Raw genomic sequence first — 15,730 nt, forward strand, 5'->3', positions numbered from 1 at the left:
GCAGCTAAGATACGTGAGAGTATAAAATAGATAAAACAGATAATTTTTATAATTATGATCGTGTTTTTAGATAGTTTAAAATATTATCAATGATAATCAATCAATTAAGCCCATTTTTTAGACATTAACTTAATAATAGATGAGTCTGATCTTGCTACAATGGCGGCAATTTTGAATCTGACTGAAATTGATTATGCGTGCATTATTACAACGGGTACTGGAAGCCAAAGTCGTGGTCGATGGTGAAACCACCGGAGAAATTGGCAAAGGTATTCTGGTTTTTCTGGGCCTCGGTAAAGAAGATAATCTGGAAAAAGGCAAAAAACTGATTGATAAGATATTGAAATACCGTTTCTTTGATGATGAGCAGGGCAAGATGGGCTGGAATGTCAGTCAGGCCGGTGGCGGTTTACTGCTAGTGTCCCAATTTACCTTGATGGCGCAAACTCAAAAAGGCTTACGCCCGGACTTTGGTCCCGCCATGCCGCCAAGCGATGCCAAGGTCTTGTATGAACAGCTGGTTGAATATGCGCAGAGCCAGTTCGAAAATGTACAAACCGGTATTTTTGCGGCCGATATGAAAGTGCATCTGGTCAATGATGGGCCGGTAACGTTTAATCTGGAAGTTGAATAAACCGTCATTGTTCCAAAATGAAAAAAGCCCTCTTGATGAGGGCTTTTTTATGATAATCCTTCCCTAGCCCCTCCTTTAATTAAAGCAGGGGGATTAGGAGTTATTTACCAGTTTTCTCTTTAATAAACTGACGTGCCATTTTCACTTTTTCTTTGACCGGTTTTGGCAGTTTAGGCGGAATCATTTTCGCGACCTGGTTAAACCAGACCAGCAGACCAAAATCACCTTCCATTTTAATCGTGCCACTTTGCATACCGGTCATGAATGCAGTCGGATCACCTTTGAGCAACGTTTTTACGCCCTGTTCACTGTCAGCAAATTGCAGCACAAAATCAGCTTTTTCTGCATCACCTGAAACAGTATCAATATGACCATTATTCACAACGATCTGACGTGCCATTCCTTCATCTGTTCCGATCTGGATACGGAACTGGCGTTCATGTACCAATTCAATAAATTTCGGACTGGTACGCGCTAACTGCTTCATACGTAATGCAAGACCTGCGACCAGCAAATCAAGTGGATCGGTACTGAGGTCAACCAGAGGAAGTTTGAGCACAGGAATGGAGGACAGTTTCATGGAATTATGCCTATTCTAATTGTACGAAAATTGACAAATATCCTAGCATAGATCAAAGCCAGGCAGATGCAGGACTTTGTATCATATTTCTAAACGAAAAATGCACCCGCAGGTGCATTATTTCGCTGATATTAGAGAACTTAACGGCTAGATAGCTGCTGCTGGTCATCTTCATACACTGGTGTATGTTCGATATAACGGCGTTTAGCCAAAGCACGCTCTGCACGTCGATCTTCACGCAATAACAGTAAGGTCACTACGACCATCACGGCCGTTAAAGCTGTCAGATAGCTATATGTCATCGGGAGCTCAAACAAGGCTTGAGTACCTACTCGAATCACTTCGATCAGGCCCCAGGCCAGCATTCCCGCAGCCATAAAACTTAACCAGCGACGATAAGGCGAGAAGAAAACAGCAAGCACAGCCGCGGCGACTAAACTAAAGCCTACGAGAGTTGCTAGATTCGCTGTTACCATATAAACCCCTCCATCCAAAAGGATAGTGTGTATGCTTGATATTGCAACCGTCCTACCTATTGAATTTCGTTAAATCAATAAAATGGAATGTGTTGATTTGTATCTCTATGCATGCATTATGCTGAGTTTTTTGCATAAAAAAAGTCCTGTTTTCTCCCCTTACGACATACTCTGTCGCGATATTATTTTGTCATTACATTTTTTATTTTCACAGTATTTGTGGATCAATTGCTGCGTCGATGTTGGCGTGTCATTACAAAATCATATGCCCTTTCATCGACTTAAAAAAAATATTTTCCGTTTAAGATGATCGGGGTATTTATAGACAAGCTATGCCGTCCCTCGATAAAAGTTAAGCTAAAAATATAAAAAAACGCGACCCTAAGGCCGCGTTGGATTTCATCGCAAAGCTATGTGTTACGCGCGGCTCAGATCTTTATCATGGACACCGAGCAGGTATAACACACCATCTAGACCCACGCTGGAAATGGCCTGATTGGCATTCTGACGAACTAAAGGTTTGGCACGGAAAGCGACACCCAGACCCGCAATTGAAAGCATTGGCAGGTCGTTGGCGCCATCACCCACAGCAATGGTCTGTTCCAAAGAAATTCCCATATTGTCGGCAATTTCGCGGAGCAATAAAGCCTTGCGTGCGCCATCTACGATATGACCTTTGACTTCACCCGTCACCACGCCATCCTGCACATCCAGAACGTTGGCATGAACTTCATCAATTCCCAGCTTGGCTTGCAGATATTCTGCAAAATACTGGAATCCGCCAGACAGAATCGCGGTACGGTAGCCCAGTGCTTTCAAAGTTGAAATCAGGCGTTCTGCACCTTCAGTCACAGTTAGACGTTCTGCAATTTTTGGCAATACCGATGCATCCATGCCTTTTAATAAAGCAACACGGGCACGGAAACTTTGCTGGAAGTCCAGCTCACCCTGCATGGCGCGTTCAGTGATTTCAGAGACTTGGATGCCGACACCAGCTTCAATTGCCAGCTCATCAATCACTTCCTGCTCGATCAGGGTCGAGTCCATGTCAAAGCAGACCAGACGGCGATTACGGCGGTAAGCATTATCTTCCTGTACCGCGACATCGACATTCAGGTTATTGGACAGGCTTAAGCAGGCTGCACGCATGGCTGCTGCATCCAGCATCTGGCCTTTCAGACCAAACTGTACACAGGCACGTTTAGGGCCATTGTTTGAACCATCCAGCTCAGGACGGCCAGAAAGACGGGTCACGGTTTCAATATTGAAGCCCTGACTCGACACGATTTTGGTCACGGCTTGCAGATGAGAGGCATTTAATTCCGGGGCCAATGCCGTTACGATATAACGCGTGCGGCCACCCTCTCTTACCCACTGTTCATATTCAGCAGCAGAGATTGGTTTAAAGCGCACTGTTAACCCGATATCATGTGCTAGAATCAGGATTTCCTTCATGGCTAATGCTGTTGCAGTTTGGTCATCAGACGATACAACAATACCTAAGGTCAGTTGATTATGAATGACCGCTTGCCCCACATCTAGAATCTGTAAGGAATGAGCGGACAAAACCTGCATTAATCGTGTAAATTGATTAGGCTGGTCGGGTCCTAAGAATGATATAAGAATGATTTCTCGCATGAATTGACTCGGGTCTGAGCTACAACTATTGTTAGAATCATAATCGAAATTGAACAGAATTGCCTTGGAAGTTTACGTTGAATGCGCCTAGACAAGGGCTATTTGCTAGCCTACTGATTGTAAGTTTTGCTCTGCATACCTTTTTACTGGTATTGGCAACGACTCACCAACTGAATGATAACCGTGCCAACCAGGGACAGCTCATGACGAGCCAACTGGTCACAGACAGCCTGGCGGAGCTTGAACCGGCGAACCGCGTTTCTCTGGCACTTCTGGCCAACCGTTATGCGACTAACCCAAGCGTTGCTTCAATTCGTATCCTGGATGCGAATGGTCAGGTTTTAGCCACTGGTGGGCTGACCAAGACCCGTGATGGGGAAGTTTTTGTCCGAGATGCCCTGCAAAACGAGAAAAAAGTCGGTGTGATTGAAATCACCTTGATTGAGCCAAGTATTGGTGAAATTCTGCGGACTCAATGGCTCGCCATTCTGTTCTCTTTCATTATTCATGGTTTGCTTTGGGTCGGTTATCGCGCAGTAGCGCGTCCAAGCCGTACCGAGTATCTGGCACGTATCAATAATGAATCGCGATTGAAATTCGAGATTCAGACCTTGACTCAGGCACTGGAACAGGAAAAGCATAATGCCGCCCTCGCCATTGCCCAGGCACAGCAAGCCCTGAAAAACAAACCGAAAGAAAAAGACAGTAAACCGGTGGTCCTGGATACTGATAGCCTGAGCTTGAACATTCAGTTCTATGATCCAAAACAGTTGCTGGATAGTGTGAATAAGACGGTATCGGTTCCTTATTTCAATCTGTGCCAGATTTTCCTGAACAAAGCCACTGAACTGTGCATCCAGCATTACAAACTGAACAGCACGGATATTTGTACCGTACACAAGTTTGATGAGAAAGGTGCCAGTATCAGTATTGCGGCAGACAAGCCAGATGCCCTCGCCTGTCTGACCATGATCAGTTCAGTATTCCAGTTACTTTCGGAAGTTCTGTATAAACGTTATCGCGAAGAAAAACGTTTTGTGCTGCAGACACGTAGTGCAATTTCTTCAGCCGTTGAAGAAATGCAGCTTAATTCCGTTCAGGCTGCAGAACGTTTGGTTCAGCAACTGGTCGCTAAAGAAAGTGCACTGCATGTTCCTAATGCCCTGTTAAAACAAATCGCAGACCACTTTGAGTTGGTCAGCATGCCAAATCCGACCAATGTTCTGACTCGTCATGCCTTTGTGGTCAATGGAATGGATGCAGAAAGTGCTGAACTGGCGCAAAGCTTCAGAACCGAGATTCTCAAATCGAAACAGTCTAAAGCATCCTAAGTCACAGAAAGCAAAAAGCCCGATTGAACATCGGGCTTTTTTATATGAGAGAAATATAATCTTCAGCAGTCAGGATGCTATGTATTCGCGGAAGTATCTTGTGCTGATACAGATTCAATTGTCTTGCTTTTGGCAACCCAGTACGTCGCCAAGGCGGGTCCAGAAATATTATGCCATAGGCTGAAAATCGCACTTGGAACCGCAGTAATGGGAGAGGCGGCAAAATGGGTTGCAGCCAAAGCTACCCCTAAACCAGAATTCTGCATTCCCACTTCAATCGAAACCGCGCGACAATCGATTTCTGCCAGTTTAAATATTCGGCTGGCCCAATAACCCAATAAGTAGCCCATCCCATTGTGTAAAGCCACAAGCCCTAAAATCATTAAACCAGATTCCAGAATCTGGGTTTTACTGCCGGCAATAATTGCCGCCACAATTGCGACAATGGCAATCACCGAAATTACTGGCATTACCTTGATATAGCCTTCCACCCTGGTTTTTAGAAGGGCACGGACAATCAAACCTAAAATGATTGGAAACAGCACTACTTGTAGAATCGAAATCAGCATGGACAAGGCATTAATTTCAATCCATTGGCTGGCCAGCAGATAAAAAATTGCCGGAGTCAAAAGCGGTGCCAATAAAGTTGATACCGAAGTACACGCCACAGACAAGGCCGTATTACCTTTGGCCATATAGGTAATCACATTGGATGCGGTGCCGCCTGGACAGCAGCCCACCAGAATTACCCCAATCGCAATTTCAGCCGGAAGCTGGAATAGCTGACAGAGCAAAAAGGCTAACCCTGGCATCACCATAAACTGAGCCACGACCCCAATCGCGACGGCCTTAGGACTTTGTAAGATACTTTTAAAATCGCCTGGCGTCATGGTCATGCCCATGCCAAACATGATCAGACCCAACATCCAGGGAATATAGGCGCGTAACCAGACAAAAAGGTCCGGCAGCATCAAGGCAATGGCAGAAAACAGAATGACCCACAGAGCAAAGGTCTTTTGGACAAACTGGCTAAATTGAAGAAGTGCTGACATGGGGAAATCCAGGGGTCATAAAAAAGAAATCAAGGCATCTGTGAATGCCTCAAAGTAAACAAACCATTGCATAATGGCAAATGGCCCTAATCACCTTAAGTCAGCGCTTAGGCTGCATTAATAATATCTTTCAGATAAATCCGTTTTACGCCCTGTGCCAGCATGTCCTGCCAGGCATGTTGTAGCGAACCATTCAGGTCTATGCCTTTGGTGGCATCCGCAATGACATAGGCCTTAAAGCCGAGTTTACAGGCATCCATCGCAGTCCAGGCCACACAAAAATCGGTCGCAATGCCTACAATAAACACGGTATCAATACCGCGCTCACGTAAATAGCCGGCCAGACCGGTACTGGTTTTCTGATCAGCTTCCATAAAGGCGGAGTAACTGTCGATATTTTGATGAAAGCCTTTACGGATAATCAGTTGGGCTTGTGGAAGGTTCAGCTCCGGATGGAATTCAGCATCCTCTGTTCCTTGTACACAATGACTCGGCCAGAGGACCTGAGAACCATAATCCAGCTGAATCGTGTCATAGGCTGCTTGATCAGGATGATTGTCTGCAAAGGAAATATGCTCTGCCGGATGCCAATCCTGAGTCAGCACAATATTCTGAAAGTACTGCCCCAATCGGTTGATATTCGGAATAATCTGATCGGCATTGGTAACAGCCAGATTTCCACCTGGGGTAAATCCTTTTTGTACATCCACTACAATCAGCGCCGCATTCTGCATCATTTTCATCCCTTGAAATCTGAGTTTGCATCCAAGCATAGCTTAAAACTAAAGAAAATTTTTAGTCCTTTAGGTAAAAATAGAATGACTCTGCATTCTGATAAAACTCATGATGTGTTAACTGTAAAAGCTATTGCTCTGCAAAACATAGAAAGAATTTGTCTTAAGCTGAACTGATACTGGAAAATAAAAAGCCTGCATCAGTGCAGGCTTTTCGGATATTCATCTTTTTATTTTTAAACTTTAGTACGGCTGATCAGGAATAGCATACATACCGCAGAGATTACGATACATGGAATCGCTGCCGAGATCACCCCTGCTGCACCGAAGCCTGCTGTCAGTAGCTGACCCGCAATTGCAGGGCCAAGCATGGCGCCGATACGACCAACTGCAGAAGCAACACCCACACCTGTACCACGTACTTCAGTCGGGTAAACGATACTACCGAAGGCATAGAGTACGCCCTGACAACCAATCACGAAGGCACCTGCCAGTGCTGCGGCCATGTACATTTGCTCAAGTGAGCTTGCACCGTTGAGTGCTAATAGACCCGCCAGGATACCGCCGTACATCAACAGAATGACATACGCTTTTTTCAGACGATCCGTCAGCATACCCAGAATCACGGTACCAATCGTTGCAGTCACCATGAAGTAGAACTGTGCAGTCGAACCATCTTTACGGGTGAAGCCCAGTTCCATAAACAATGATGGCAACCAGCTCAACATGATGTATACCACCATCAGAGTGAAGAAGTAGCTCACCCAGATGCAAAGCGTACGAAGCAGGTTGTCAGAGTTAAACAGATCCTTGAATGAACCCTGAGGAGATACTGCACGTTCTGCGGCTGTCTTGTTTTGTGCTTTTAAGTATTCTTTAGATTCAGGTAGACACAACATCATCAGAGGAATCACGATGATGGGTAATAAACCACCCAGGTAGAAGACATTTTTCCAGTTTGCACCGAATTCAGTTGCTGCGATTAAAGACAAGATTGCTGCACCCACTGGCATACCACAGTACATCAGGCCTACGGCACGACCACGGTTTTGTGGAGCCACGGCTTCAGAAGCTAAAGTGATCAGAATCGGCATTGCACCGCCAAGACCCGCACCAGCCAGAAAACGAACTGCCAGCAAACTATGGAAACTGTTCACCCACACGGTACATAAGGTAAATAGTGCAAAAATTGCGGTTGACCAGATTAAAACTTTCTTACGGCCAATACGGTCCGCAAATCGACCACCGATCAGTGCGCCAGGCAATAGACCCAGAATCCCTGCACTAAAAAACACCCCCAATTGTGAGCTATCAAGACCAAAGTGCTCACGAATACCAGCAGCGGCAATCCCGGCAGCCTGAATATCCAGGCCTTCAATCACAGCGATCAGAAAGCAGATCCCTACCGTGATGATCGCGTGCTTATTGTCTGATTTTTCCATTGGAATATCCTTGTTCAATCAGCGTTCAAAAGAGAGGCCATCATCTATGAGCGCTCAAATAGAATTAACTACCAATAAGTTGAACAATTTGCTCGGATATACTGAAAAATCCAGAAAATTGATGACCTTAAGATGCTGTTCGATAAAGTCAAAAAAGCAATTAATGAGAAGTATTAAAATCCCAGTATTTTTGGATTTAGACTTATACATCAAACTCGGAAATTCAACAGTGAGAAAAATTCGGGGCCGATCACTAATACGAAAAAAAGATTAGTTCAGGCATTTTTGCTTTTTATTCATCATAAATAAGGTTTATTATTCGATATATTTTAGCTCTTAATTCATCGAATATAAATATTAATACTCCCCTAAAACGCCATAAAAGCATGTTTTCCAAATCTATTTAATTCACTTAAGTGACTTATTCTTTGTAATTTTTCCTAAAAAAATGAATTTATTACTCTCCATACTGCTGGAGGATAAAGGATGATTTGGACAGCAAAAAATTATAACGATTAAAACTTGATTGTTGCCTGGGGGCTTTGTATAAAGAATTCAGTGGCTTTTACTAAAGCATATTGTTCTTATGCGTTTGATCAGTCATAATTTGCATAAGCAATATTCAATTCAGTGCAAATCTATTGAATTTGCTACAAATCAAAATACAAACCCATCCCAAATATGTTTTCTCATTCTCTTCGGATGGACAAATAGGATAGTTTTTTAAAATGACTCAGCAAGCACAGACCATTCAGGGTTCCATTGTCGCAATCGTCACCCCCATGTTTGAAGATGGCAGCGTAGATTGGAAGGGTCTCGAGAAGCTGGTTGAGTGGCATATTACAGAAGGCACCAACAGCATTGTCGCGGTTGGTACCACTGGTGAAGCATCAACGCTCAGCATGAGCGAGCACACCCAAGTGATCAAAGAAATCATTCGTGTTGCTAACAAACGTATTCCTATCATTGCCGGTACAGGCGCAAACTCGACTCGTGAAGCAATCGAGCTGACTCAGGAAGCCAAAGAACTTGGCGCTGATGCTGCCCTGCTGGTTACTCCTTACTACAACAAACCGACTCAGGAAGGCCTATATCAGCATTATAAAGCCATTGCTGAAGCGGTTGACCTACCTCAAATTCTTTATAACGTTCCAGGTCGTACTGGCGTGGATATGGCCAACGAAACCGTGATCCGTCTGGCAGATATTCCACAAATCGTAGGCATTAAAGATGCAACAGGTGATGTAGCCCGTGGTGCTGCCCTGATTGAAGGTCTGGCAGGCAAAAACATGACTGTTTACTCAGGTGATGATGCAACTGCCTATGAGTTAATGGGTCATGGTGCCAAAGGCAATATCTCTGTGACTGCCAACGTTGCACCAAAAGTCATGAGTGAAGTATGTGCTGCAGCCATTGCAGGCGATGCGGCACGTGCTGAAGAGCTCAATGCTCAGGTTGCAAATTTACACAATATTCTATTTTGTGAATCAAACCCAATTCCTGTGAAATGGGCTCTCCATGATATGGGCTTAATTGGTACAGGTATTCGCCTTCCATTAACACCACTTGCAGAACAATATCGCGCTCCGCTTCATGAGGCACTTGTAGAAGCGAGCGTCATTAAATAAAGAGCAACGATTATGCAATTACGTTTAGGACTTACCCTGGCACTTTCAGTATTCAGTTTAGCAGGTTGTAGTTCAATGGCCTTTAAAAACGGTACCTTGGACTATAAAGAAACAACCACGCTGCAACCATTGCAATATCCTGAAGGGTCAATGGTTCGTCCTGCAACGCCTTTGTACCCTGCTCCAACAGTGGATCCGCTTGCCCTGGAAAATGCACCAAAGCTTGAAAATCAGCGTGGTAACCGCTTTGCGATGCCACGCCCTACTGCACAGCCAGTAAATTCAACTCAAGCAGATGAAACTCAAGAAAATTTTTCAGGAAAGCCGCAATTAGTCACTGACGGAAATCAAAATCCACTGCTCAAAATTGATGGAAATGCTGCTACAATATGGCAATACACTCTTGCCACGCTTAGCAGCCTTAACCATTCTATCGTTGGTCAAAATAAAGATCGTTATGAAGTAGCGATTCAGGTCGATCAGCAAACCTATGTTTTAAGACTCTCTCCCGCAGGTTCGAGTAACACCCTGGCTGTGTTTAATCCCGATAACAGTTTTGCCGACCGCGAAAAAGCAGCAGAACTGTTAAACCAGATTTACCAAAATTGGCCAGCCTAGACATTTTCTAGGCATTTTTTTTTGTAGAAGGTTCCCTCATGTTAAAACAAACCTTGCTCTATACTGGTAAAGCGAAATCTGTCTATACCACGGACAGTGAAGACCACCTGATTTTAGTTTTCCGTGACGATGCGTCCGCATTCAATGGCGAAAAAATCGAACAACTGGATCGTAAAGGTAAGGTGAATAACCGTTTTAACGCCTTCATCATGGAAAAGCTGGCTGCTGCTGGTATTGAAACTCATTTTGAGAAACTGCTGACACCGACTGAAGTGCTGGTGAAAAAACTTAAAATGATTCCAGTAGAATGTGTGGTACGTAACTATGCTGCGGGTTCTTTATGCCGTCGTCTGGGTGTAGAAGAAGGTAAAGAGTTAACGCCTCCAACATTCGAATTGTTCTTCAAGGATGACGCGCTAGGCGATCCAATGGTGAACGAATCTCAAGCGATTGCTTTAGGTTGGGCGACTGCTGAACAACTGGCAAAAATGAAAGAACTGACTTACCAAGTGAACGATGTGCTTAAAGCATTATTCGAAGCGGGTAATATGCTTTTGGTTGACTTTAAACTTGAATTTGGTGTGTTCCACGACCGTATTGTACTAGGTGACGAATTCTCTCCAGACGGTTGCCGTCTATGGGATAAAGACACCAAGAAAAAACTGGATAAAGACCGTTTCCGTCAAGGCCTAGGCGGCGTGGTTGAAGCGTACGAAGAAGTTGCAGCACGTTTAGGTATCAATCTTGAAGATATCTAAGCACTAGTAATGCTTCAAAGAACCGGGTTAATAACCCGGTTTTTTATTGTCTAATCTTATGATCGAAAAAATGAATTTTATTAATAAAAATGATCGTTTTTACATTATTCAATGCATGTCTTAATATTACTGCATTCCGGCAACATCCTCAGCAGATGCAATCCATCTGATGTTGCTGACCAGATTTATACCCTTACCCTCTAGGATGTATCTCCCCCAAGACATCCTATTTCAGCCCAATTCTCCTTGAATTGGGCTTTTTTTTGCTTATTGCTGTTGTTGTTCCTGCTGCCAGCGACGTTGTTGCAGACGTTCGCCTTCTACTTCACGCTTATTACGTGCCGATTCGTACAGTTTGGTGCCTTTCAGCTCAGGCGGCAGGTAATCTTGCAGAACAAAATGTTCCGGATAGTTGTGCGGATACAGATAATTCACTCCATAACCCTGCTCTTTCATCATTTTGGTCGGTGCATTACGCAGATGTAAAGGCACTGGCAAATTGGCCGTTTTTTCAGCCAGATCCATCGCTTTATTAATGGCGAGATACGTACTATTACTTTTGGCACTGGTCGCCAGATAAACCGCACATTGTCCCAGAATAATCCGGCATTCCGGCATGCCAATCGCTTGAACTGAGCGGAAACATTCGCCCGCCAGCAACAAGGCATTCGGATTGGAATTGCCAATATCTTCTGATGCCGCAATCAGCATACGGCGGGCAATAAAGACTGGATCTTCACCACCTTTCAGCATGCGTGCCATCCAGTACAGGGCAGCATCCGGATCACTGCCACGAATCGACTTGATGAAGGCCGAGACCAGATCATAGTGCTGCTCGCCAGACTTGTCATAACGGGCAATATTCTGCTGTGCGACTTTGACCACAATCGCATTGGTAATGATATTTTCCTGGTCAGCCTCAAAGGTACTGGCAATCAGATCCAGCAGATTGAGCGCCTTACGCGCATCCCCAGCGGCAAACTGCAGTAAGGCGTCAAATTCTTCAATCTGGATATAGCGTTCCTGCAGAAATTTGTCAGTCTGAATCGCCTGAGTCAGTAAAGTCTGAATCGCTTCATCACTCAGCGCATTTAAGGTATAGACCTGACAACGTGACAGCAAGGCACTATTGACTTCAAAGGATGGATTTTCCGTCGTCGCACCAATCAAGGTAATTTTGCCTTTTTCGACGGCATTCAGCAGTGCATCCTGCTGGGATTTATTAAAACGGTGAATCTCGTCAATAAACACCACGGGCGTCAGCAGATCACCACTTTCTGCAATGACTTCACGCAACTCCTTCACACCAGTATTGAGTGCAGACAGGCTGATAAATGGCCGGTCTACCGCTTGGGCAAGTAGCAAGGCAATTGTGGTTTTACCTACTCCAGGTGGACCCCAGAAGATAATCGATGGTAAATGCCCTTGGTCAATCATTTGACGTAGAGGTGCATTCTCTCCAAGCAAGTGATCCTGCCCGATAATTTCTGTAAGGTCGCGAGGCCGCAAGCGTTCTGGAAGCGGGATATGACTGTCTGACATCTTATTATTGGCTCAAATTAAATTCTGCTTTCATTCTAACACCGGTAGTTTTGATTCCAATATTTCAAACATTTATGAGAAAAATTTAATTTATGTAAGAAAGCTCTATTTTTTTTACAATGAATGGATTAATCTTATGAAAAGTAGATAAATAGAACATGATTAATTACAGGTGAATAACCTTGTAAATTTCACATTGTCTCATATTAATTAGAATGGACTTGAGTAACTGATTGGATGCTCTTTGGGTGGTATCGGTGGGGATGCATGAAGCATAATAAATCTAGACGAACAACTGCAGAATGCGCTGAGTCGCTTATTTCAACCTCGATACAATCTTCTAATGAGCAACAGGCAAAATTCAGATTATTACAGGACCTAATCAATGATGTGCCACATCCACTCTGGGTGCTGGGCAAAGATAATATTGAATATTTTAATCAGGCACTTTCGGATTATTTAGGCACCAATTTAAGTGAATATGGTCCTAAAGAATGGCAAAGCCTGATTCATCCAGATGATCAGCCAGCGTTTTCTGAGCAATGGCATGCTGCCCTGAATCAGCAACAAGGTTTTAATACCCAGTGCCGGATTAAATCGGCTGATTCCAGCTATCGTATGTGTGCCTTGGCGATTAAGTTTCAGCATACAGCGGAACATCTGCTGCAATGGTCGGTATCCCTGACCGATATTCATGAATATTTCGAGATTCAGCAACAACTGTCTCAGGTGATTTCTACTCAGAAAAATATGCTGGATGCCAGTGTCGACTGTATTAAAGTGATGTCTCCACAAGGCGAGATCCGTCATATCAATCAGTCTGCCTGCCATAAGTTAGGGATTGATCCTGAACAGCAGCCTGCCCTGCATTCATGGTTAAATCTGTTACCCGCTGAAGTTAAGAAAACTGGACAACGTGCTTTAAAACAGGCTGCTCAAGGCTTAAATAGCCGTTTTGTAGAAAAAGCTCAGACGGATAATGAGAACCCAGAATATTGGGATCATTTACTGACTCCAGTATTAGACGAAAATAATATTCCCCAAAATATCCTGTGCGTTTCACGCAATATCAGTCAGCAAAAAATAGCAGAAAGCCGTTTAAAGGCCGTGATTCAGCGTGATGAGCTGACCGGACTGTATAACCGTAATGCCTTTTATAAAACCTTTAAACAGGTGCTGTTAAAAGCCAAGCAGCAGCAAATGATGGTTGGCCTTTTACTGATTGATCTGGACTATTTCCGGCATATCAATGACACTTTGAGTCATATTGCCGGAGATCATTTACTGCATGTCTTGGGCAAGCGTTTTCAGGCCTGTTTTGGTTCCAACAATATAGTCGTTGCCCGTCTGGGTGGAGATGAGTTTGCCATTCTGGTCAAAAACTTGGAAAACGAAGCCCAGCTGATTAATGCCGCACAACTGGCCTATGCTCAACTAGAACAACCAGTAAGTTATGTCGGCCATCGCATGAGTATTGGCATGAGTATTGGTTGTACCGTTTATCCGCGTGATGCCCAGAATAGTTCCAACCTGCTGAAATGCGCCGATATTGCCCTGAATGATCTGAAAAATAGTGGGCGTGGCGGGATTCGCATGTTTAATCAGGAGATGTTCAGGTCACTGGAAAACATGACCAAACAACTGACGCTGGCACGCAAGATTATTCATGCGGATCAGATCATTCCTTATTATCAGCCTAAGGTCCGTCTCTCCGATGGTGAGGTGATTGGTTTTGAGGCCTTACTGCGCTGGCAGGATCAACAGCATCAGATCCAGTTACCCTCTCATATTTTTTCAGCTTTCCAAGACTATGACCTAGCTTCGCGCATCAGTGAAACCATGCAGCTGAAAGTCTTTGAAGATATGAGCCGCTGGCAGGCTGAAGGTCTGGATATACTGCCGATTTCAATTAATGCAGCTCCGGTTGAATTCCTGCGGGATGATTATGCTGAGAAATTTCTGGCTCGTCTGTCCCGATTCGATATTCCTGCGCATAAGGTTGAGTTGGAAATTACCGAGCAGAGCTTGTCTGAAGGCGGAGCCAATTATGTGATCCGGGCACTGAACCTGCTGAAAAAACATGGAATTCATATTTCTCTGGATGACTTCGGTACCGGTCATTCTTCCCTGACTCGTTTGCAGGAATATCCGGTCGACTGCATCAAGATTGATCGCAACTTTGTAGAACGTATGAACAATGATCCGTCTGCGCTGGCCATTGTTAAAGCTATTACCCAGATTGGTTCCAGTATTTCTCTGGATGTACTGGTCGAAGGCATTGAGAATACCGAACAGCTAGACACATTGATCAATTGTGATTGCCAGATCGGACAAGGTTTTTATTTTTATCGTCCTATGTCCGGGTCTTCAGCACAGCAACTGCTACAACAGGCAGCTTAATTTTTTTATTTAATCATTTGACGGGGTTGGATTGCGCTAATCATTAGCGCACCCAGCGCACGATATATTCATCAATTTCATCTTCATCAATGTCGACTTCACTTAAGCAGCGACCAGCAGCAGATTTTTTGGCCTGAATTACGCTTTGTCGTGAACCTGTCTTCAGATAATGCCAGGATGGCAGGCTTTTCCCTTCAGCAACTCGGCGATAAGCACAGCTTGAGGGTAACCAGTGAATAGTGTCCAGTTTCTCAGGTGTTAGCTGTATACAATCCGGCACATATTGCAGCCGGTTCGGATAATCCGAACAGCGGGCAGTTTTGCAGTCCAGTAATTTGCAAGCCACTTTGGTATAGGCAACTTCATGGGTGTCTTCATCTTCCAGCTTGATCAGGCAGCAAAGTCCACAACCGTCACAAAGCGCTTCCCATTCTTCTGGCGTCAGCTCAGTAAGACTATATTTTTTCCAGAAGTATGGACGTAAGGCATCAGACATAATCAAAGCGGCTATGGTAAAAATCAGCTTATTATACCAAGTCTCAACAAAGGAAATGTAGGGACGTGAATCTTATTAATATCACGTAAACTATTGTTAAATCAGAGACAGTACATCAACAAAACACTAACAGTGCCCAAAATCGAATATTCCTATACTGGATTTGAGAATAAAAACACATGGAGAATTGATATGTTTCGCTGGGCTATTATTTTTGCTGTGATTGCCTTAATTGCCAGTCTACTTGGTTTCGGTGGAGTAGCAGGCTTATCTAAGGATTTCGCAATTATCTTATTAGTGATTGCCGTTATTCTTGCCATTGTTGGTTTCCTTTCTCGCGGCAAGGTCTAGCGACTGAGTTTTGCTTAAGGAAAAGTTTCCTACAGAAAAAACAAGAGCCA

The 15,730-nt window shown here is 44.1% G+C and carries 15 protein-coding genes; 7 read left to right on the forward strand and 8 right to left on the reverse strand.

Going from position 1 to position 15,730, the window contains the following annotated elements; all coding sequences use genetic code 11:
• Positions 1-193 precede the first annotated feature (193 nt).
• Entirely contained in the window at positions 194-634 is a 441-nt protein-coding gene (gene dtd / locus AC4MCC_RS14000; RefSeq protein ID WP_004281259.1) for a D-aminoacyl-tRNA deacylase, read from the forward strand.
• 100 nt (positions 635-734) lie between these two features.
• Here dtd and AC4MCC_RS14005 read toward each other — a convergent pair whose 3' ends face one another.
• The 3 genes from AC4MCC_RS14005 to serB all read right to left on the reverse strand — a co-directional run bounded on the left by AC4MCC_RS14005 (position 735) and on the right by serB (position 3,328).
• Positions 735-1,214, reverse strand: coding sequence for an SCP2 sterol-binding domain-containing protein (locus AC4MCC_RS14005; protein ID WP_004281258.1), 480 nt, complete (start codon positions 1,212-1,214; stop codon positions 735-737).
• 140 nt (positions 1,215-1,354) lie between these two features.
• A complete protein-coding gene (aciT, locus tag AC4MCC_RS14010; RefSeq protein ID WP_034703185.1) occupies positions 1,355-1,690 on the reverse strand; it encodes a ciprofloxacin tolerance protein AciT in 336 nt (111 codons plus the stop codon).
• Between the two features lie 417 nt (positions 1,691-2,107).
• The gene (gene serB, locus AC4MCC_RS14015) at positions 2,108-3,328 is read right to left on the reverse strand and encodes a phosphoserine phosphatase SerB (protein WP_491885461.1); all 1,221 of its coding nucleotides are present in this window, start codon (positions 3,326-3,328) and stop codon (positions 2,108-2,110) included.
• Positions 3,329-3,405: 77 nt separating this feature from the next.
• On the opposite strand from serB, the gene AC4MCC_RS14020 reads away from it, so the two are divergent.
• Positions 3,406-4,659: a hypothetical protein gene (locus tag AC4MCC_RS14020; protein ID WP_180014874.1), complete on the forward strand. Its 1,254-nt coding sequence runs from the start codon at positions 3,406-3,408 to the stop codon at positions 4,657-4,659.
• A 77-nt stretch (positions 4,660-4,736) separates the two neighbouring features.
• Here AC4MCC_RS14020 and AC4MCC_RS14025 read toward each other — a convergent pair whose 3' ends face one another.
• From AC4MCC_RS14025 to mhpT, 3 genes are all read right to left on the reverse strand, one after another.
• A complete protein-coding gene (locus AC4MCC_RS14025; RefSeq protein WP_491885462.1) occupies positions 4,737-5,711 on the reverse strand; it encodes a bile acid:sodium symporter family protein in 975 nt (324 codons plus the stop codon).
• A gap of 107 nt (positions 5,712-5,818) precedes the next feature.
• Positions 5,819-6,448 (reverse strand): bifunctional nicotinamidase/pyrazinamidase, encoded by a 630-nt coding sequence (gene pncA / locus AC4MCC_RS14030; RefSeq protein ID WP_491876298.1) that lies wholly within the window; start codon positions 6,446-6,448, stop codon positions 5,819-5,821.
• Positions 6,449-6,681: 233 nt separating this feature from the next.
• Positions 6,682-7,887 carry a 3-(3-hydroxy-phenyl)propionate transporter MhpT gene (gene mhpT, locus AC4MCC_RS14035; protein ID WP_491885463.1) on the reverse strand — a complete coding sequence of 402 codons (1,206 nt, stop codon included), beginning with the start codon at positions 7,885-7,887 and terminating at the stop codon, positions 6,682-6,684.
• Between the two features lie 728 nt (positions 7,888-8,615).
• On the opposite strand from mhpT, the gene dapA reads away from it, so the two are divergent.
• Genes dapA through purC form a run of 3 tightly spaced genes read left to right on the forward strand, consistent with a single transcriptional unit; the run spans position 8,616 to position 10,891 of the window.
• The gene (gene dapA, locus AC4MCC_RS14040; RefSeq protein ID WP_491876300.1) at positions 8,616-9,515 is read left to right on the forward strand and encodes a 4-hydroxy-tetrahydrodipicolinate synthase; all 900 of its coding nucleotides are present in this window, start codon (positions 8,616-8,618) and stop codon (positions 9,513-9,515) included.
• Positions 9,516-9,527: 12 nt separating this feature from the next.
• Complete coding sequence (locus tag AC4MCC_RS14045) at positions 9,528-10,133, forward strand: hypothetical protein (RefSeq protein ID WP_004781397.1); 606 nt, start codon at positions 9,528-9,530, stop codon at positions 10,131-10,133.
• Between the two features lie 38 nt (positions 10,134-10,171).
• Complete coding sequence (purC, locus tag AC4MCC_RS14050) at positions 10,172-10,891, forward strand: phosphoribosylaminoimidazolesuccinocarboxamide synthase (RefSeq protein ID WP_004781395.1); 720 nt, start codon at positions 10,172-10,174, stop codon at positions 10,889-10,891.
• 267 nt (positions 10,892-11,158) lie between these two features.
• On the opposite strand, the gene AC4MCC_RS14055 is transcribed toward purC, so the two are convergent.
• The gene (locus AC4MCC_RS14055) at positions 11,159-12,433 is read right to left on the reverse strand and encodes a replication-associated recombination protein A (protein ID WP_166137552.1); all 1,275 of its coding nucleotides are present in this window, start codon (positions 12,431-12,433) and stop codon (positions 11,159-11,161) included.
• A gap of 267 nt (positions 12,434-12,700) precedes the next feature.
• Here AC4MCC_RS14055 and AC4MCC_RS14060 point away from each other — a divergent pair, with 267 nt between their 5' ends.
• Positions 12,701-14,833, forward strand: a complete 2,133-nt coding sequence (locus AC4MCC_RS14060) for a putative bifunctional diguanylate cyclase/phosphodiesterase (RefSeq protein ID WP_491885464.1) — start codon at positions 12,701-12,703, stop codon at positions 14,831-14,833.
• Positions 14,834-14,876: 43 nt separating this feature from the next.
• Here AC4MCC_RS14060 and AC4MCC_RS14065 read toward each other — a convergent pair whose 3' ends face one another.
• On the reverse strand, positions 14,877-15,329 hold the full coding sequence (locus AC4MCC_RS14065; protein WP_004781392.1) for a YcgN family cysteine cluster protein: 453 nt from the start codon (positions 15,327-15,329) through the stop codon (positions 14,877-14,879).
• Positions 15,330-15,521: 192 nt separating this feature from the next.
• Here AC4MCC_RS14065 and AC4MCC_RS14070 point away from each other — a divergent pair, with 192 nt between their 5' ends.
• On the forward strand, positions 15,522-15,680 hold the full coding sequence (locus AC4MCC_RS14070; RefSeq protein ID WP_004647174.1) for a DUF1328 domain-containing protein: 159 nt from the start codon (positions 15,522-15,524) through the stop codon (positions 15,678-15,680).
• Positions 15,681-15,730: the final 50 nt, after the last annotated feature.

Source organism: Acinetobacter sp. CAU_H_56 (genome assembly GCF_058599425.1).